Annotated in this window: 17 protein-coding genes; 13 read left to right on the plus strand and 4 right to left on the minus strand. The window is 57.4% G+C overall.

Annotated features, from left to right (window positions below; genetic code table 11):
- The first annotated feature begins 4 nt into the window (after nucleotides 1-4).
- The 4 genes from kdsA (at nucleotide 5) to ispD (ending at nucleotide 3,441) form a co-directional block, all read left to right on the plus strand.
- On the plus strand, nucleotides 5-850 hold the full coding sequence (gene kdsA, locus PPTH39_RS12500; protein ID WP_016781998.1) for a 3-deoxy-8-phosphooctulonate synthase: 846 nt from the start codon (nucleotides 5-7) through the stop codon (nucleotides 848-850).
- A gap of 153 nt (nucleotides 851-1,003) precedes the next feature.
- Nucleotides 1,004-2,293 (plus strand): phosphopyruvate hydratase, encoded by a 1,290-nt coding sequence (eno, locus tag PPTH39_RS12505; protein ID WP_095001321.1) that lies wholly within the window; start codon nucleotides 1,004-1,006, stop codon nucleotides 2,291-2,293.
- Nucleotides 2,294-2,461: 168 nt separating this feature from the next.
- A complete protein-coding gene (gene ftsB / locus PPTH39_RS12510) occupies nucleotides 2,462-2,740 on the plus strand; it encodes a cell division protein FtsB (protein WP_016782000.1) in 279 nt (92 codons plus the stop codon).
- The gene (gene ispD / locus PPTH39_RS12515) at nucleotides 2,737-3,441 is read left to right on the plus strand and encodes a 2-C-methyl-D-erythritol 4-phosphate cytidylyltransferase (RefSeq protein ID WP_095020570.1); all 705 of its coding nucleotides are present in this window, start codon (nucleotides 2,737-2,739) and stop codon (nucleotides 3,439-3,441) included. The genes ftsB and ispD overlap by 4 nt, the downstream gene beginning before the upstream one ends.
- A gap of 115 nt (nucleotides 3,442-3,556) precedes the next feature.
- On the opposite strand, the gene PPTH39_RS12520 is transcribed toward ispD, so the two are convergent.
- Nucleotides 3,557-4,462, minus strand: a complete 906-nt coding sequence (locus tag PPTH39_RS12520; RefSeq protein WP_095001323.1) for a LysR substrate-binding domain-containing protein — start codon at nucleotides 4,460-4,462, stop codon at nucleotides 3,557-3,559.
- Between the two features lie 108 nt (nucleotides 4,463-4,570).
- Here PPTH39_RS12520 and PPTH39_RS12525 point away from each other — a divergent pair, with 108 nt between their 5' ends.
- From PPTH39_RS12525 to rpoS, 8 genes are all read left to right on the plus strand, one after another.
- Complete coding sequence (locus PPTH39_RS12525) at nucleotides 4,571-5,683, plus strand: S-(hydroxymethyl)glutathione dehydrogenase/class III alcohol dehydrogenase (protein ID WP_016782003.1); 1,113 nt, start codon at nucleotides 4,571-4,573, stop codon at nucleotides 5,681-5,683.
- Between the two features lie 84 nt (nucleotides 5,684-5,767).
- Nucleotides 5,768-6,619, plus strand: a complete 852-nt coding sequence (fghA, locus tag PPTH39_RS12530; RefSeq protein WP_170943723.1) for an S-formylglutathione hydrolase — start codon at nucleotides 5,768-5,770, stop codon at nucleotides 6,617-6,619.
- Between the two features lie 43 nt (nucleotides 6,620-6,662).
- On the plus strand, nucleotides 6,663-7,136 hold the full coding sequence (gene ispF, locus PPTH39_RS12535; protein ID WP_095001325.1) for a 2-C-methyl-D-erythritol 2,4-cyclodiphosphate synthase: 474 nt from the start codon (nucleotides 6,663-6,665) through the stop codon (nucleotides 7,134-7,136).
- Nucleotides 7,133-8,191 carry a tRNA pseudouridine(13) synthase TruD gene (truD, locus tag PPTH39_RS12540; RefSeq protein WP_130872022.1) on the plus strand — a complete coding sequence of 353 codons (1,059 nt, stop codon included), beginning with the start codon at nucleotides 7,133-7,135 and terminating at the stop codon, nucleotides 8,189-8,191. Before ispF ends, truD begins: the two co-directional genes overlap by 4 nt.
- Nucleotides 8,179-8,928 carry a 5'/3'-nucleotidase SurE gene (gene surE, locus PPTH39_RS12545; protein ID WP_095001327.1) on the plus strand — a complete coding sequence of 250 codons (750 nt, stop codon included), beginning with the start codon at nucleotides 8,179-8,181 and terminating at the stop codon, nucleotides 8,926-8,928. Before truD ends, surE begins: the two co-directional genes overlap by 13 nt.
- A 41-nt stretch (nucleotides 8,929-8,969) precedes the next feature.
- On the plus strand, nucleotides 8,970-9,605 hold the full coding sequence (locus tag PPTH39_RS12550; RefSeq protein ID WP_169916772.1) for a protein-L-isoaspartate(D-aspartate) O-methyltransferase: 636 nt from the start codon (nucleotides 8,970-8,972) through the stop codon (nucleotides 9,603-9,605).
- A 209-nt stretch (nucleotides 9,606-9,814) separates the two neighbouring features.
- Nucleotides 9,815-10,642, plus strand: a complete 828-nt coding sequence (locus PPTH39_RS12555) for a peptidoglycan DD-metalloendopeptidase family protein (protein WP_095020572.1) — start codon at nucleotides 9,815-9,817, stop codon at nucleotides 10,640-10,642.
- Between the two features lie 106 nt (nucleotides 10,643-10,748).
- A complete protein-coding gene (rpoS, locus tag PPTH39_RS12560) occupies nucleotides 10,749-11,753 on the plus strand; it encodes an RNA polymerase sigma factor RpoS (RefSeq protein ID WP_095001330.1) in 1,005 nt (334 codons plus the stop codon).
- A 629-nt stretch (nucleotides 11,754-12,382) separates the two neighbouring features.
- Here rpoS and PPTH39_RS12565 read toward each other — a convergent pair.
- From PPTH39_RS12565 to PPTH39_RS12575, 3 genes are read right to left on the minus strand one after another with little or no spacing between them, the layout of a single operon-like run.
- Complete coding sequence (locus PPTH39_RS12565) at nucleotides 12,383-13,432, minus strand: alkene reductase (RefSeq protein ID WP_095001331.1); 1,050 nt, start codon at nucleotides 13,430-13,432, stop codon at nucleotides 12,383-12,385.
- Nucleotides 13,433-13,452: 20 nt separating this feature from the next.
- Nucleotides 13,453-14,619: an MFS transporter gene (locus PPTH39_RS12570; protein ID WP_095001332.1), complete on the minus strand. Its 1,167-nt coding sequence runs from the start codon at nucleotides 14,617-14,619 to the stop codon at nucleotides 13,453-13,455.
- Nucleotides 14,620-14,629: 10 nt separating this feature from the next.
- The gene (locus tag PPTH39_RS12575) at nucleotides 14,630-14,932 is read right to left on the minus strand and encodes an ArsR/SmtB family transcription factor (RefSeq protein WP_095001333.1); all 303 of its coding nucleotides are present in this window, start codon (nucleotides 14,930-14,932) and stop codon (nucleotides 14,630-14,632) included.
- Between the two features lie 154 nt (nucleotides 14,933-15,086).
- Here PPTH39_RS12575 and PPTH39_RS12580 point away from each other — a divergent pair, with 154 nt between their 5' ends.
- Complete coding sequence (locus PPTH39_RS12580; RefSeq protein ID WP_095020574.1) at nucleotides 15,087-15,674, plus strand: acyl carrier protein phosphodiesterase; 588 nt, start codon at nucleotides 15,087-15,089, stop codon at nucleotides 15,672-15,674.
- Nucleotides 15,675-15,926 lie beyond the last annotated feature (252 nt).

Here is a 15,926-nt window from a genome sequence, read left to right on the forward strand (position 1 = left end):
CAGAATGGCGCAAAAGATTATCCGTGTAGGCAATATCGAAATTGCCAACGACAAGCCAATGGTCTTGTTCGGTGGCATGAACGTGCTGGAAAGCCGTGATATGGCCATGCAGGTTTGCGAAGAGTACGTACGGGTCACCGAAAAGCTCGGTATTCCTTACGTGTTCAAGGCCAGTTTCGACAAGGCCAATCGTTCATCTGTCAGCTCTTACCGTGGCCCAGGCCTCGAAGAAGGCATGCGGATTTTTCAGGACATCAAGGCCGCCTTCGGTGTGCCGCTGATTACCGACGTCCACGAGCCTGCGCAAGCGGCCGTGGTCGCCGAGGTCTGCGACATCATCCAGTTGCCGGCTTTCCTGTCGCGTCAAACTGACCTGGTCGTGGCCATGGCCAAGACCGGCGCCGTGATCAACATCAAAAAAGCCCAGTTCCTTGCGCCTCAGGAAATGAAACACATCCTGAGCAAATGCGAAGAAGCGGGCAATGATCAGTTGATCCTCTGCGAACGTGGTTCCAGCTTTGGCTACAACAACCTTGTTGTCGACATGCTGGGCTTCGGCATCATGAAGCAGTTCGAATACCCGGTGTTTTTCGACGTGACCCATGCGCTGCAAATGCCTGGCGGTCGCTCGGACTCTGCCGGTGGTCGTCGTGCCCAGGTAACCGACCTGGCCAAGGCTGGTATCAGCCAGAGCCTGGCCGGTCTGTTCCTGGAAGCACACCCGGATCCTGACAACGCCAAGTGCGACGGCCCTTGTGCCTTGCGCCTGGACAAGCTGGAGCCATTCCTGGCTCAGCTGAAGTCGCTGGATGAGTTGGTTAAAAGTTTTCCGACAATAGAAACCGCGTAACCCTCGTTTCTCCGGTAAAGTACCGCACGATTTCTCGGGCCTCAGGGCCCGAGCCTTATCGCCCGCAAGGCTGCCCGCTATTTGACCCTTGCCGCCGATAACAATATTTCCCTCAGCTGCGTCGTTTTCGTCAACTTTGGAGTATTTACAACAATGGCAAAGATCGTCGACATCAAAGGTCGTGAAGTTCTCGACTCCCGTGGCAATCCCACTGTGGAAGCGGACGTGCTTCTCGACAACGGCATCATCGGCAGCGCTTGCGCGCCGTCCGGTGCTTCCACCGGTTCCCGTGAAGCGCTGGAACTGCGTGATGGCGACAAAAGCCGTTACCTGGGCAAAGGCGTGCTGAAAGCCGTTGCCAACATCAACGGCCCGATTCGTGATTTGCTGCTGGGTAAAGACCCGGTTGACCAAAAGGCGCTGGACCACGCGATGATCGCGCTGGACGGTACTGAGAACAAAGGCTCCCTGGGCGCCAACGCCATCCTGGCCGTGTCGTTGGCTGCTGCCAAAGCTGCTGCCCAGGACCAGGATCTGCCGCTGTACGCACACATCGCCAACCTGAACGGCACTCCGGGTGTTTACTCGATGCCGGTTCCGATGATGAACATCATCAACGGTGGCGAGCACGCCGATAACAACGTCGACATTCAAGAGTTCATGGTTCAGCCGGTTGGCGCCAAAACCTTTTCTGACGCGCTGCGCATGGGCACCGAAATCTTCCATCACCTCAAAGCAGTGCTCAAGGCCCGTGGCCTGAACACCGCAGTGGGCGACGAAGGTGGTTTCGCACCGAACCTGGCGTCCAACGAAGATGCTCTGAAAGTCATTTCCGAAGCCATCGCCAATGCCGGTTACACCCTGGGCACCGACGTGACCCTGGCGCTGGACTGCGCGGCGAGTGAATTCTACGAAGACGGCAAGTACAACCTGTCGGGCGAAGGCCAGGTGTTCAGCTCCGAAGGTTTTGCTGAATACCTCAAGGGTCTGACCCAGCGTTACCCGATCATCTCCATCGAAGACGGTCTGGACGAGTCTGACTGGGATGGCTGGAAAATTCTGACCGACAAAATCGGTGAGAAAGTACAGCTGGTAGGCGACGACCTGTTCGTTACCAACACCAAGATCCTGAAAGAAGGCATCGACAAGAGCATCGCCAACTCGATCCTGATCAAGTTCAACCAGATCGGCACCCTGACCGAAACCCTGGAAGCCATCCAGATGGCCAAGGCTGCAGGTTACACGGCTGTGATCTCGCACCGCTCCGGCGAAACCGAAGATTCCACCATTGCCGACCTGGCCGTGGGTACCGCCGCTGGCCAGATCAAGACCGGCTCGCTGTGCCGTTCCGATCGCGTTTCCAAGTACAACCAATTGCTGCGTATCGAAGAGCAACTGGGTGCAAAAGCCAAGTACAACGGCCGTGGCGAGTTTCGCGGCTGAGTACTTAATGGTAAAAAGTCAGCAGGTAGTGTCGGAAAGCTCGCCAAGTCGGGTCTTTTGACACTAATCTGATGCTTCTGTATACAAGCCTGGTTCGTCCAGGCTTTGTATTATTCGTTGTTTACGTTTGTCGGCATGGCTGTCTTTTCACTGGATACCTGATATTCGATGCGCAGTCCCAATTGGTTGTTTCTAATCTTGCTCTTGCTGCTGGCAGGCCTGCAGTATCGCCTGTGGGTGGGTAATGGCAGTTTGGCGCAGGTTACTGACCTGACCCAGCAAATAGCCGATCAGCGTGCTGAAAACGAAATCCTGCTTGAGCGCAACCGCGTGCTGGATGCGGAAGTGCTGGAGCTGAAAAAAGGCATGGAGACCGTTGAAGAACGTGCTCGCCATGAGTTGGGCATGATCAAAGAGGGTGAAACCCTCTATCAGTTGGCCCAATGAGTCATTTGTCACCGGCCTTCTGGGCCGTGATTCCTGCCGCGGGTGTAGGTGCCCGTATGGCCGCGGACCGTCCCAAACAATATTTGCAGTTGGGCGGACGCAGTATTCTGGAACACAGCATCAGCTGTTTCCTCGACCACCCGGGCCTGAAGGGGCTGGTGGTCAGTGTCGCTTTTGATGATCCTTTCTGGCCGTCCTTGCCTTGTGCTGCCGACCCTCGGGTTGTACGGGTAGACGGCGGGCGTGAGCGCGCCGACTCGGTACTCAACGCATTGTTGTACCTGCATGCGCAGGGCGCGGCAGATGACGATTGGGTGTTGGTGCATGATGCCGCGAGGCCCAACCTGTCTCGGGAAGACCTTAACAAGCTGCTGAGTGAATTGGCAGACGACCCTGTAGGTGGTTTGCTAGCCGTTCCAGCGCGAGACACGCTCAAGCGGGTGGACAAGCAGGGGCGTGCGGTTGAAACCGTGGATCGCAGCTTGATCTGGCAGGCCTATACGCCGCAGATGTTCCGCTTGGGGGCGTTGCATCGTGCTTTGGCTGACAGTCTGGTGGCCGATGCAACCATCACCGATGAATCTTCAGCGATGGAGTGGGCAGGTCTGGCACCGCGTTTGATCGAAGGGCGTTCGGACAATATCAAGGTCACCCGCCCCGAAGACCTCGAGTGGTTGCGTTTGCGTTGGGCCAAGCGCTGATCAGAACCTGCTGAGGTTCTTGTGGGAGCGGGCTTGCTCGCGATGGTATCACCTGAATTTGCCTGACAGACCGAGTCGTCTGCATCGCGAGCAAGCCCGCTCCCACTGTTAAAAACTACTGCTCCCTCTCCTGGTATTCCTCCCGCCTGGCCAACCCCTCCTTCAAGTAATCAACCAGCTTTCTGACTTTGGGCGACAAGTGCCGCTGTTGCGGGTACAGCGCCCATACTGCGGTGTTGGGGGGCTGGTGGGTGTCGAGCAACGACACCAGCGTCCCGGTCTTCAAGTGCTCCAGCACGTAATAGTCCGGCAACTGACAAATCCCTACACCCTGTAACGCAGCATCCAGTACAGCCTGCCCACTGTTGCATCGCCAGTTCCCTTGCACCCGTTGCGAAAATTCGCGGCCGTCCTGCTGCAATTGCCATAGATCTGAACTGCCAATCAGACAATTGTGCCGGCTCAATTCCGACAGGCTATGGGGGCGCCCGTAACGTTCCAGGTAGGAGGGCGAGGCGCACATATACATGCGCCTGGGAGCCAGGCGCGTGGCTACCAGTCTTGAGTCCTGCAAGCGCCCCAGGCGGATCGCCAGATCCAGGCTTTCATGCACCAGGTCCAATGGCCGGTTGCTCAGTTCGATGTCCACCCGCAATTGCGGGTACAGCCCCATAAAGCGCGTAACCAGCGGCACGATAAAACGTTCGCCATAGGCCACGGCACAGGTCATGCGCAACATGCCCTTGGGTTCGCTGGCCAGATCACCGATGGCACGCAGTGCTTCTTCACGTCCGTCTTGCAGGCGCTGGCAATGCTGCAAAAAAGTCTGCCCGGCTTCGGTCAGCGTTACCTTGCGGGTACTGCGATAAAACAGGCGGGTCTGCAATCGCTCTTCAAGTCGCGCTACCTGGCGGCTGATATGGGATGAAGAGACGCCAAGACGTTCGGCCGCCGCTGTGAATTGGCCACATTCGGCCACAGCGACAAATTCGTCTATACCTTCCCAGCGGTTCTCATTCATGGTTGATTATCCCTGCATGGCAATAATGTTTTGCTTTTGCCTGGATTATTAATCACCTGGCGCTGATTTACACTCTGCGTCTTGTTTTTACTTTGCTGGAGACGATCGATGATCAAGTCACGTGCCGCCGTTGCGTTCGAAGCCAAAAAGCCGCTGGAAATCGTGGAAGTAGACGTTGCCATGCCCAAGGCTGGCGAAGTGCTGCTGCGGGTTGTGGCCTCGGGTGTTTGCCATACCGATGCCTACACCTTGTCGGGCGCAGACCCGGAAGGCATCTTCCCGTCGATCCTGGGCCATGAAGGCGGTGCCATCGTTGAAGCCATCGGCGAAGGCGTGACCTCGGTTGCGGTCGGCGATCATGTCATCCCTCTGTACACCCCTGAATGTGGCAAGTGCAAATTCTGCCTGTCGGGCAAGACCAACCTGTGTCAGGCCATTCGTGCCACCCAGGGCAAGGGCTTGATGCCTGATGGCACCACGCGCTTCTCCTACAAAGGTCAGCCGATTTTCCACTACATGGGCACTTCGACCTTTTCCGAATACACCGTGCTCCCTGAGATTTCGGTCGCAAAAATTCAGAAGGACGCTCCTCTGGAGAAGGTGTGTCTGCTGGGTTGCGGCGTGACGACCGGGATCGGCGCGGTGCTGAACACGGCCAAGGTCAAGCCGGGCGACACCGTGGCCATCTTCGGTCTGGGCGGTATTGGCCTGTCTGCGGTAATCGGTGCGGTGAAAGCGAAGGCGGCGCGGATCATAGCCATTGATATCAACCCGGCCAAGTTTGAAATCGCCCGACAGCTGGGTGCTACTGATTGCGTGAACCCGAAAGACTTCGATCGCCCGATTCAGGAAGTGATAGTCGACATGACCGATGGCGGTGTCGATTTTTCCTTTGAGTGCATCGGCAATGTGCAGTTGATGCGTGCGGCACTGGAGTGCTGCCACAAGGGATGGGGCGAGTCGGTGATTATTGGCGTGGCAGGTGCGGGGCAGGAAATTTCCACCCGTCCGTTCCAGCTGGTGACCGGTCGCGTCTGGCGCGGTTCGGCATTTGGTGGCGTGCGCGGCCGCAGCGAATTGCCGAGCTATGTGGATATGGCACAAAGCGGCGAGATCCCGCTGGATACTTTCATCACCCACACCATGGGCCTGGAAGATATCAATAAGGCTTTTGACCTGATGCATGAAGGCAAAAGCATCCGCACTGTCATCCATTTCTAAATAACTGCGGCAAGTCGAACGCCATAAAACACCTGTGGGAGCGGGCTTGCTCCCACAGGGGGGTGTTTGTCTTGTGGTCTGGAGTTGCCCATGTCTCTTGAGAACATTTCCTGCCAGAAGAGCTTTGGCGGTTGGCACAAGCGTTACAAGCACCGGTCCGAAGTGCTGGGCTGCGACATGGTGTTTGCCGTGTACTTGCCGCCGCAGGCGGAGCAGGGCGCAAAGCTGCCTGTAGTGTATTGGCTGTCGGGTTTGACCTGTACCGACGAAAACTTCATGCACAAGGCCGGGGCCATGAAGATGGCTGCCGAATTGGGCCTTATCATCGTCGCACCGGACACCAGCCCCCGTGGCGAAGGCGTGCCCGATGACCCGCAGGGGGCGTGGGATTTCGGCCTGGGTGCAGGGTTCTATCTGAATGCCACTCAGCAGCCGTGGGCCCAGCACTATCAGATGCACGATTATGTGGTGCAGGAATTGCCGGCTCTGGTCGAAGCGCATTTCCCGGCTTCGCAAAAGCGTGGCATCAGCGGACACTCGATGGGTGGGCACGGGGCGTTGGTTTGCGCGTTGCGTAATCCGGGGCGTTACCAGTCGGTGTCGGCGTTTGCGCCCATCAGCAATCCGATGGATTGCCCGTGGGGGCAAAAGGCATTCTCCCATTACCTGGGAGAAGAGCGGGCGCGCTGGCGTGAGTGGGATGCCAGTGTGCTGATTGGCGAGGCCAGTGAAAGGCTGCCGTTGCTGGTCGATCAGGGAGATCGCGATGACTTCCTGGCTGTTCAGCTCAAGCCTGAAGTGCTGCAACAGGCCGCCAGGCTAGCCGATTACCCGCTGACCTTGCGTTTGCAACCGGGCTACGACCATAGCTATTTCTTCATCGCCAGCTTTATTGACGACCACTTGCGTCACCACGCAAGCGCACTAAGTGCTTAATAGTAGGTAGAATCACGCCCTGACTTAATCGGGGCGTTTTTTTATGCGTATTGGCCACGGCTATGATGTGCACTGTTTCGCTGAAGGCGATTTCATTACGTTGGGCGGCGTGCGGATCTCCCATAAATTCGGGCTGTTGGCCCACTCTGATGGCGATGTGCTGTTGCACGCCCTGAGCGACGCCTTGCTGGGCGCTGCAGCGCTTGGCGATATCGGCAAGCATTTCCCGGACACCGATCCGACCTTCAAGGGCGCTGACAGTCGCGTTCTGTTGCGTCATGTCGTCGGTCTGATCCATGCCAAGGGCTGGAAAGTCGGCAATGTCGACAACACCATCATTGCCCAGGCACCAAAAATGGCGCCGCATATTGAAACGATGCGTGCGCTGATTGCCGCGGATCTAGAGGTTGATTTGGACCAGGTAAACGTAAAGGCCACGACCACCGAGAAGCTCGGCTTCGTTGGGCGTGAAGAAGGCATCGCAGTGCATTCCATTGCCTTGTTGGTTCGCTCATGAACGAGTTCGATCTGCTGGGCCCGCTCGCTTATGGCGAGGCATTGGGCACGGCTGTACTCAAGGCCACGGCTGAAGATTTTCAAGTCGACGAAGTGCTTGATATACCGCTGTCCGGAGATGGCGAGCACCTGTGGTTGTGGGTCGAGAAGCGCGGCCTGAATACCGAGGAGGCGGCCCGGCGCCTTGCCAAGGCGGCAGGCGTGCCGCTGCGCACCGTCAGCTATGCAGGCCTCAAGGACCGCCAGGCATTGACCCGCCAGTGGTTCAGCGTGCAACTGCCGGGCAAGGCAGACCCTGATCTGTCGGGCGCCGAAAACGACACGCTGAAGATTCTCAAGACCTCGCGACACAAGCGCAAATTGCAGCGTGGAGCCCATGCGGCCAATGGTTTCACCTTGCGCCTGACGCAACTGAACGCCGACAAGGACGCGCTGGAGCAACGCCTGCAACTGATCGCCAAGCAGGGTGTACCGAACTATTTCGGTAGCCAGCGCTTTGGCTGGCAGGGCGGCAATCTGGGCGAAGCCCGTGATTATGCGGCGCGCAAGGCCTTGCCTGAGCAGCGCAACGTTCGTTCGCGGCTGCTGTCCACCGCGCGCAGCTATCTGTTCAATCAGGTGCTGGCCGCACGGGTGGCCGATGGCTGCTGGCAACGGGCGCAAGTTGGCGATTTACTGGCTTTTACTGACAGCCGCAGCTTTTTCCCGGCGGGCGAGGCTGAATGCAGCGACCCGCGCCTGGCCATTCTCGATCTGCACCCCACCGGCCCGCAGTGGGGCGAGGGCGAATCACCGACCACTGGCGCCACCCACGCGCTGGAGCAGTCAATTGCAGAGCGTGAAGCCGATTTGCGTGACTGGCTGGTACGCGCCGGCATGAGCCATGAGCGACGTATCCTGCGACTGCCCATTGGCCGGTTGACGTGGCATTATCCTCAGCCTGACATTCTGCAACTGGAATTTGTTCTGCCGCCAGGATGCTTCGCCACTGTTCTGGTGCGCGAGCTTGTTGATCTGGTGACGTTGGATCAAGCGGACACCTTATGCGTATTCTGATTTCAAACGATGACGGGGTAACAGCTCCGGGCCTGGCCGCGCTTTATGGTGCGCTGGCCGACTACGCCGAGTGCGTGGTAGTTGCCCCCGAGCAGGACAAAAGTGGCGCCAGCAGTTCGCTGACGCTGGACCGTCCCCTGCATCCTCATACCCTGGCCAATGGCTTTATCAGCATCAACGGTACACCTACCGATTGCGTGCACCTGGCTATTCACGGCTTGCTCGAGCAGCAGCCGGACATGGTGGTGTCGGGCATCAACCTGGGTGCCAACCTGGGTGATGACGTGTTGTACTCGGGCACTGTGGCGGCGGCACTCGAGGGCCGCTTCCTGGATCGTCCTTCTTTTGCCTTTTCGTTGGTCTCCCGCCAGGTGGACAACCTGCCGACGGCGGCGTTTTTTGCCCGCAAGCTGCTTGAAGCCCACGCATCGCTGAACTTGCCGCCGCGTACGGTCCTCAATGTGAACATTCCCAACCTGCCGTTGGCGAAGATTCGTGGCATTCAACTCACCCGTCTCGGCCATCGTGCCCGTGCTGCTGCACCGGTACGGGTGGTCGATCCGCGCGGCAAGGCAGGTTACTGGATTGCTGCGGCAGGCGATGTCGAAGACGGTGGCCCGGGCACGGACTTCCATGCCGTGATGCAGGGTTATGTATCGATCACGCCGCTGCAACTGGATCGCACCTTTGGTGATGGTTTCAACAGCCTCAATGACTGGCTGGAGGGCATGGGCTGATGGCGCGCGAGCAGGATGGCATGATGCACCGCGGCATTGGCATGACCTCTGAGCGCACCCGTGAGCGGCTGATTCAGCGCCTGCGTGAAGAGGGCATCGTTAACCAGAACGTGCTCGAGGTCATTCGCCGCACGCCACGTCATCTGTTTGTGGATGAAGCCCTGGCGCACAGGGCGTACGAAGATACGGCGCTGCCGATCGGCAATAACCAGACCATCTCCCAGCCTTACATGGTGGCGCGCATGAGCGAGCTGTTGCTTGAGGACGGGCCGCTGGACAAGGTCATGGAGATCGGCACCGGTTCGGGGTACCAGACCGCCGTGCTGTCGCAGCTGGTCGAGCGGATTTTTTCGGTCGAGCGCATCAAGGTGCTGCAGGACCGGGCCAAGGAGCGATTGCTTGAGCTCAACCTGCGCAATGTGGTGTTCCGCTGGGGCGATGGGTGGGAGGGCTGGCCTGCGCTGGCGCCTTACAACGGCATTATCGTCACCGCTGTAGCCACTGATGTGCCGCAGGCACTGCTCGACCAACTGGCCCCTGGCGGGCGCCTGGTGATCCCGGTGGGTGCCGGCGAGATGCAGCAGTTGATGTTGATCGTGCGCGAAGAGCACGGTTTCGCCCGGCGGGTGATCGGTAATGTACGCTTTGTGCCGCTGCTCAACGGGCCGCTGGCCTGAGTCTTTGTACGTATCGGGTGAATTTTGGGGCAGGGTACGGGTCATAAAGCCCATCACCCGGGCTCTGCCCGGTATGTGTGTATGTTTTATACGCTGTGTTTATCAATCGGCTTTACAGTCTGTAAAAGCCCTATAGCCAGTTATACTTGCTGCAAACCATGGCCAGTACTGGCGTTTTACTATTTAGCCATCTTCAAAGGGAGCGGCGGGTGAGTCTCACAGTCATTGCGCAGCGTAAGAGCAGCAAAAGCTTTCAGAGACTGGTGGTCGGTCTATTTCTGAGTACCACACTGGCTTTGTTGGCAGCGTGCTCCAGCACCCCCAAAAATGGCGTGAATGTCGTTGACCGTAACGGCGTGGCCCAGCGCCCGGCCGTGACCACCGGGCAATACGCGGTGCGTCGCGGCGACACTTTGTTCTCGATTGCCTTTCGTTATGGGTGGGACTGGAAGGCCCTGGCTGCACGCAACAATATTGCCGCTCCGTTCACCATCGTCCCGGGCCAGGTCATCCGCTTTGACGGGCGCTCAGGCACCCAGCCTGCAGGCGGCTCGAGCACCACCGTTGTGTCATCCTCTTCGGGCAGCAAAACCACGGTTATCAAGCGTTCCGCCACGGCTGCAAGTGCCCCCGCAGCGGTTGCCCCGATGCCGGCAGGCCCTGCTCCCAAGGGGTGGGGATGGCCCTCAAATGGCATTTTGATCGGAAAATTCTCTTCAAACGGTAGTTTGAATAAAGGTATTGATATCGCCGGCGATTTGGGACAGCCTGTTTTAGCTGCGTCTGATGGTTCGGTTGTATACGCTGGCAGTGGATTGAGGGGCTACGGCGAACTGATCATCATCAAACACAGTGATACCTACGTCAGTGCCTACGGTCACAACCGCAGGCTTTTGGTTCGGGAGGGGCAGCAGGTCAAGGTCGGACAGACAATTGCCGAAATGGGGTCAACTGGTACAGACCGGGTGAAACTTCACTTTGAGATTCGCCGCCAAGGTAAACCTGTAGATCCATTGCAATTCCTTCCTCGCCGTTGATCGGTTACCAGCCTGTTCCTGATGTGGATAAGGAACAGGCTCCAGCGTTGCCAGGGATTAAGGCGAGGCTTGAGCTTGAGGTCGAACTCAACAAAGGACTATTGCAATGGCTCTCAACAAAGAAGCGCCGGGGTTTGACATCGACGATGAGGTGCTCCTTATGGACTCCAGCATCGATAGCGACTTGATGTCAGAAGAAGACGATTCGCCCCCTACAGCTAGAACCAAGTCCAAAAAAGCAGCTGCTACAAAACAGCACAAGTACATTGACTACACGCGGGCCCTTGATGCGACCCAGTTGTACCTCAATGAAATCGGCTTTTCCCCGTTACTCTCTCCGGCAGAAGAAGTCCATTTTGCGCGTTTGTCGCAAAGCGGCGACCCGGCCGGGCGCAAGCGAATGATAGAAAGCAACCTGCGGCTGGTGGTGAAAATTGCCCGACGTTACGTCAACCGTGGTTTGTCATTGCTTGACCTGATCGAAGAAGGCAACCTGGGCCTGATCCGGGCTGTCGAGAAATTCGATCCCGAACGAGGGTTTCGCTTCTCGACCTACGCCACCTGGTGGATCCGCCAAACGATTGAACGGGCGATCATGAACCAGACCCGCACCATCCGTTTGCCGATCCACGTTGTAAAAGAGCTGAACGTCTACCTGCGAGCCGCGCGCGAACTCACGCAAAAGCTCGATCACGAACCCTCTCCTGAAGAAATCGCCAATCTGCTCGAAAAACCGGTCGCCGAGGTCAAGCGCATGCTTGGGCTTAATGAACGCGTGTCTTCGGTAGACGTGTCTTTGGGGCCGGACTCTGACAAAACCCTGCTTGATACCCTGACGGATGACAGGCCCACAGACCCTTGTGAGCTGCTTCAGGACGATGACTTGTCGCAAAGTATCGATCAGTGGTTGTCCGAGCTCACAGACAAGCAGCGTGAAGTGGTGATTCGCCGTTTCGGGCTGCGTGGCCATGAGAGCAGCACTCTTGAGGATGTAGGGCTGGAAATTGGCCTGACCCGTGAGCGTGTGCGCCAGATCCAGGTTGAAGGGCTCAAGCGCTTGCGAGAAATTCTTGAACGCAACGGCCTGTCGAGCGAGTCGCTGTTCCAGTAATCCGCGAACGGCTGACAAAAAACCCCGAACTAATCGGGGTTTTTTGTGGGTGTTTGTTTTGAGTGATGCCCGGTAGTGCGAATGTGACAACAATATGGACCTTGTTGTTATACAAACTTGAACTAATTGTTTATTTAATCGGCTTTGAAATGGAATGTCACGGACGAGATAGGTTATTGCCTGTGGCTTGCTGTAAGCCTTTACTTACTTTTTACGTAAGCCAAGGGCTTGGCAATAAAGGGCAAACGCCTTTGTGTAACAGTGCTTAACTCATAAGTCATTGAAATATAACGTATTTATATTTTTAGTTGGGCAGTTTGTGTAATAAATACTCATAACATCCGTGCTTGCAGCAATCCTATAAAACTCTAGTATTTGAACTGTATCGACGGATCGATACGGCGCTCAAGGAAGAATGCAGACGGACATCGCGGGAAGCGATTCATCAGGATGATGAGAAGGAACAAAAGGGACTAGGGAAAAAATGTGGGCGGGTCAAACCGCCCCTTTTTTTTGCCCGCAAAAAAGGTCCGGGCGGTGATGTTTAAACGGTTATAGCAAAACGCCCAAGGCCATTGGTCTCGGGCGTTTTGCGTGGTGCAGTCACCTGGCCGTGCCAGGCTCAGTACTTAGAGTACTGGATAGTCGATATAGCCCACTGCGCCATTGACGTAGAAGGTTTCCGGGTGCGCCTCATTCAGCGGCGCATCGGCCTTCAAGCGTGCGGGCAGATCAGGGTTGGCGATAAACGGCACGCCGAATGCGACGGCATCGGCCTTGCCTGCTGCCAGCCAGGCATTGGCACTGTCTTTGGTGAAGCTCTCATTGACGATGTACGGGCCACCGAAGGCTTGCTTGAGTTGCGGGCCCAGGCTGTCGGCAGCTTCATGCTCGCGCGCACAGATGTAGGCAATACCGCGCTTGCCCAGTTCGCGGGCGACATAACCAAAGGTTTCGGCCAGGTTTTCATCGCCCATGTCGTGCAGGTCGGCCCGTGGCGACAAATGCACGCCAACCCGGCCGGCACCCCAGACTTCAATGGCGGCGTCGGTAACTTCCAGCAACAGGCGCGCACGGTTCTCTATGCTGCCGCCGTACTGGTCGGTACGTTTGTTGGTGCTGCTTTGCAGGAACTGGTCGAGCAGGTAGCCATTTGCACCATGGATCTCGACGCCATCAAAACCGGCAGCCTTGGCGTTTTCTGCGCCTGTGCGGTAGGCCTCGACAATATCGGCGATCTCGGCAGTTTCCAGCGCGCGAGGCGTCGGGAAATCAACCTTCGGGCGCACCAGGCTAACATGGCCTTTGGCCGCAATGGCGCTGGGTGCAACCGGCGTTTCACCGTTCAGGTACATCGGATGCGAGATGCGGCCTACATGCCACAACTGCAGCGCAATCCGGCCACCGGCAGCGTGGACGGCCCGGGTGATATTGGTCCAGCCGCGTACCTGGTCGTCGGCCCAGATGCCCGGAGTGTCAGGGTAGCCGACGCCCATAGGCGTGACCGATGTGGCCTCGCTCAGGATCAGGCCGGCAGAGGCGCGTTGAACGTAGTATTCAGCCATCAGGGCATTAGGTACCCGACCTTCGCTGGCGCGGCAGCGGGTCAGCGGAGCCATGATGATGCGGTTGGGCAGTTCGAGGTCGCCCAACTTGATCGGATCGAAAATCGTCGTCATTTATGCAGCCCTCTCAAGGATCAGTTAGTAGCAGTAGCCAGTTCGGAATTGCCGCCCTGGCGGAAAGTGATCAGCGTCACCAGCAGTGCCAGTATTGCCAGTGCGGCAGCGGCCAGTGGAACGCTGGTGAGGCCGAAGCCGTGGGCGATGACACTGCCGCCAACCCAGGCGCCGAGTGCATTGCCGACGTTGAATGCGCCGATATTCAGGGTTGAAACCAGGTTCGGGGCAGCCTTGCCGAAGGTCACGACATTGATTTGCAGCGCCGGTACGGCAGCGAATGAAGCCGCAGCCCACAAAAACAGGGTGATTTCAGTCGGGATCACCGCGACGCTGGTCCAGGTCAGTACGGTGGACATCACCGCCATCGCGATAAACACACCGATCAGCGTTGCAGCCAGGCGTTTGTCCGCCAGCTTGCCACCGATGATATTGCCCACCGTCAGGCCAAGGCCGATCAGCAGCAGAGTCCAGGTCACGCCGCTTGGCGAAACGCCGGTGACATCACCGAGCAGGGGCGCGACATAAGTGAACAGGGTGAACATCGACGCGGAAAACAGCGCAGTCATGCTCAGCGACAGCCAGATGCCTGCGCCTTTGAGCGCGGCCAGTTCGGCACGCATGTCGAGTTTTTCCTCGTCACGCTTGGCTGGCAGAAAGCGGATCAGGCCGATCAATGCCACGACACCGATCACGGTGACGGCAAAAAACGTCGAGCGCCATCCAGCTGCCTGGCCCAGAGCAGTGCCCAGGGGAACGCCGAGCACGTTGGCCAGGGTCAGGCCGGTAAACATCAGGGCCACGGCAGACGCGCGCTTGTTGGCAGGTACCAGGCCTGCGGCCACGACCGAACCAATACCGAAGAACGCGCCGTGGCACAGGGCAGTGACAACACGGGCAAACATCAGCACGTTGTAATCACTGGCCAGGGCACAGAGCAGGTTGCCGATGATGAATATCACCATCAACGCTACCAGGGCGGCCTTGCGCGGCAACCTGGCCGTGGCCAGCGCCATAAACGGCGCACCGATGGCCACACCCAGCGCGTAGCCGGTTACCAGCCAGCCGGCACCGGGAATGGATACACCAAGGTCGGTTGCGACATCAGGCAGCAAGCCCATGATCACAAACTCGGTGGTCCCGATGGCGAAAGCGCTGAGCGCCAGAATGAGTAGCGAGAGGGGCATGGAAGTCCTTTTAAAGCTCTTGGCTGATTTTTTCGAGGAAGACCTTGATGGTTTCCTCATTACGTTTGAAAAAGTGCCACTGACCGTGTTTTTGGCTGGTAATCAGGCCCGCTCGCTGCAGCGTTGCGAGATGGGCAGAAACCGTGGACTGCGACAGGCCGCAGAGCTGATCAAACTGCCCGGCACACACACCATGTTCGGTGGAGTGAACCTGGTCAGGGAACGAGGCATCAGGGTTTTTCAGAGCGTTGAGAATTTCTCGGCGTACTGGGTGTGCCAGGGCTTTTATTATTTCGTCGAGGTCGATCGTCATGGTTGCAGTGCTCATTGGGTACAACGTTATATCGCGATGAGGCGAACTTTAAATCGTTATATCGCGATATACAAATATGATTTCGATCTTAGATCAGCTCAAATCGATATATCGGGTTATAACGATATTGGTGTGGCAGTGCTAAACTGCGCCCATGAATTATCTCGCACATCTGCACCTTGGCGGTCAGCGCCCGGAAGAAATGCTGGGCAGTCTTTATGGCGATTTTGTCAAAGGGCGGCTGCATGGCCAATACAGCGCGGACATTGAACACGGTATAGCGCTGCACCGCAGCATTGATGTCTTTACTGACAACCACCCCCTGGTTGATCAGTCGTTGTCGCGATTTGCCCATACTCGCCGGCGGTATGCGGGCATTGTGCTGGACGTGTTTTTTGACCATTGCCTGGCGCGGGACTGGGGGCAGTATGCTGAAGGGCCGCTGGAGCGTTTTACCTCGGATTTTTACCGGGTGCTGGTGGCCGAACAACAGCTGCCACGGCGGCTTGCCACGATTGCGCCGCACATGGCGGCCCATGACTGGTTGGGTTCGTATCGGGATTTTGCCGTGCTGGAGCAGGTGTTCAATGGTATAGCCCGGCGCTTGTCGCGCCCCGAGGAACTGGCCGGGGCGATGCAGGACTTGAAGGCGTTGTATGAACCTCTGAGCGAGGATTTTCGGGCGTTTTATCCGCAGTTGCAGGTATTTGCGGCGGGTTGTTACCGGAAGGGATGTCCGTAGCCGCTGACGCGGGGCGAAGTCGTCGCAAAATCAGGCAATGGGTTGTGTCAGTTACACCAGGTTCTCAGGGTTTACGGTTGTTTGATCTTGTTTGTTTAACTGGAACGTTGAGTACATATCCGGCATTCGTGTCTAACCGAGATATTGGTTTCGCTCTTACAGCGAGTCACTTTTTCCAGACGCCGAAAAAGTAACCAAAAAGGCTTGCCCCGGCGTACGGCCTTCGCTGCGCTCCGGTTCCCTCGCTCCGGT

The sequence above is a fragment of the Pseudomonas bubulae genome (genome assembly GCF_900618535.1).
GTDB classification, from domain to species: Bacteria; Pseudomonadota; Gammaproteobacteria; order Pseudomonadales; family Pseudomonadaceae; genus Aquipseudomonas; species Aquipseudomonas bubulae.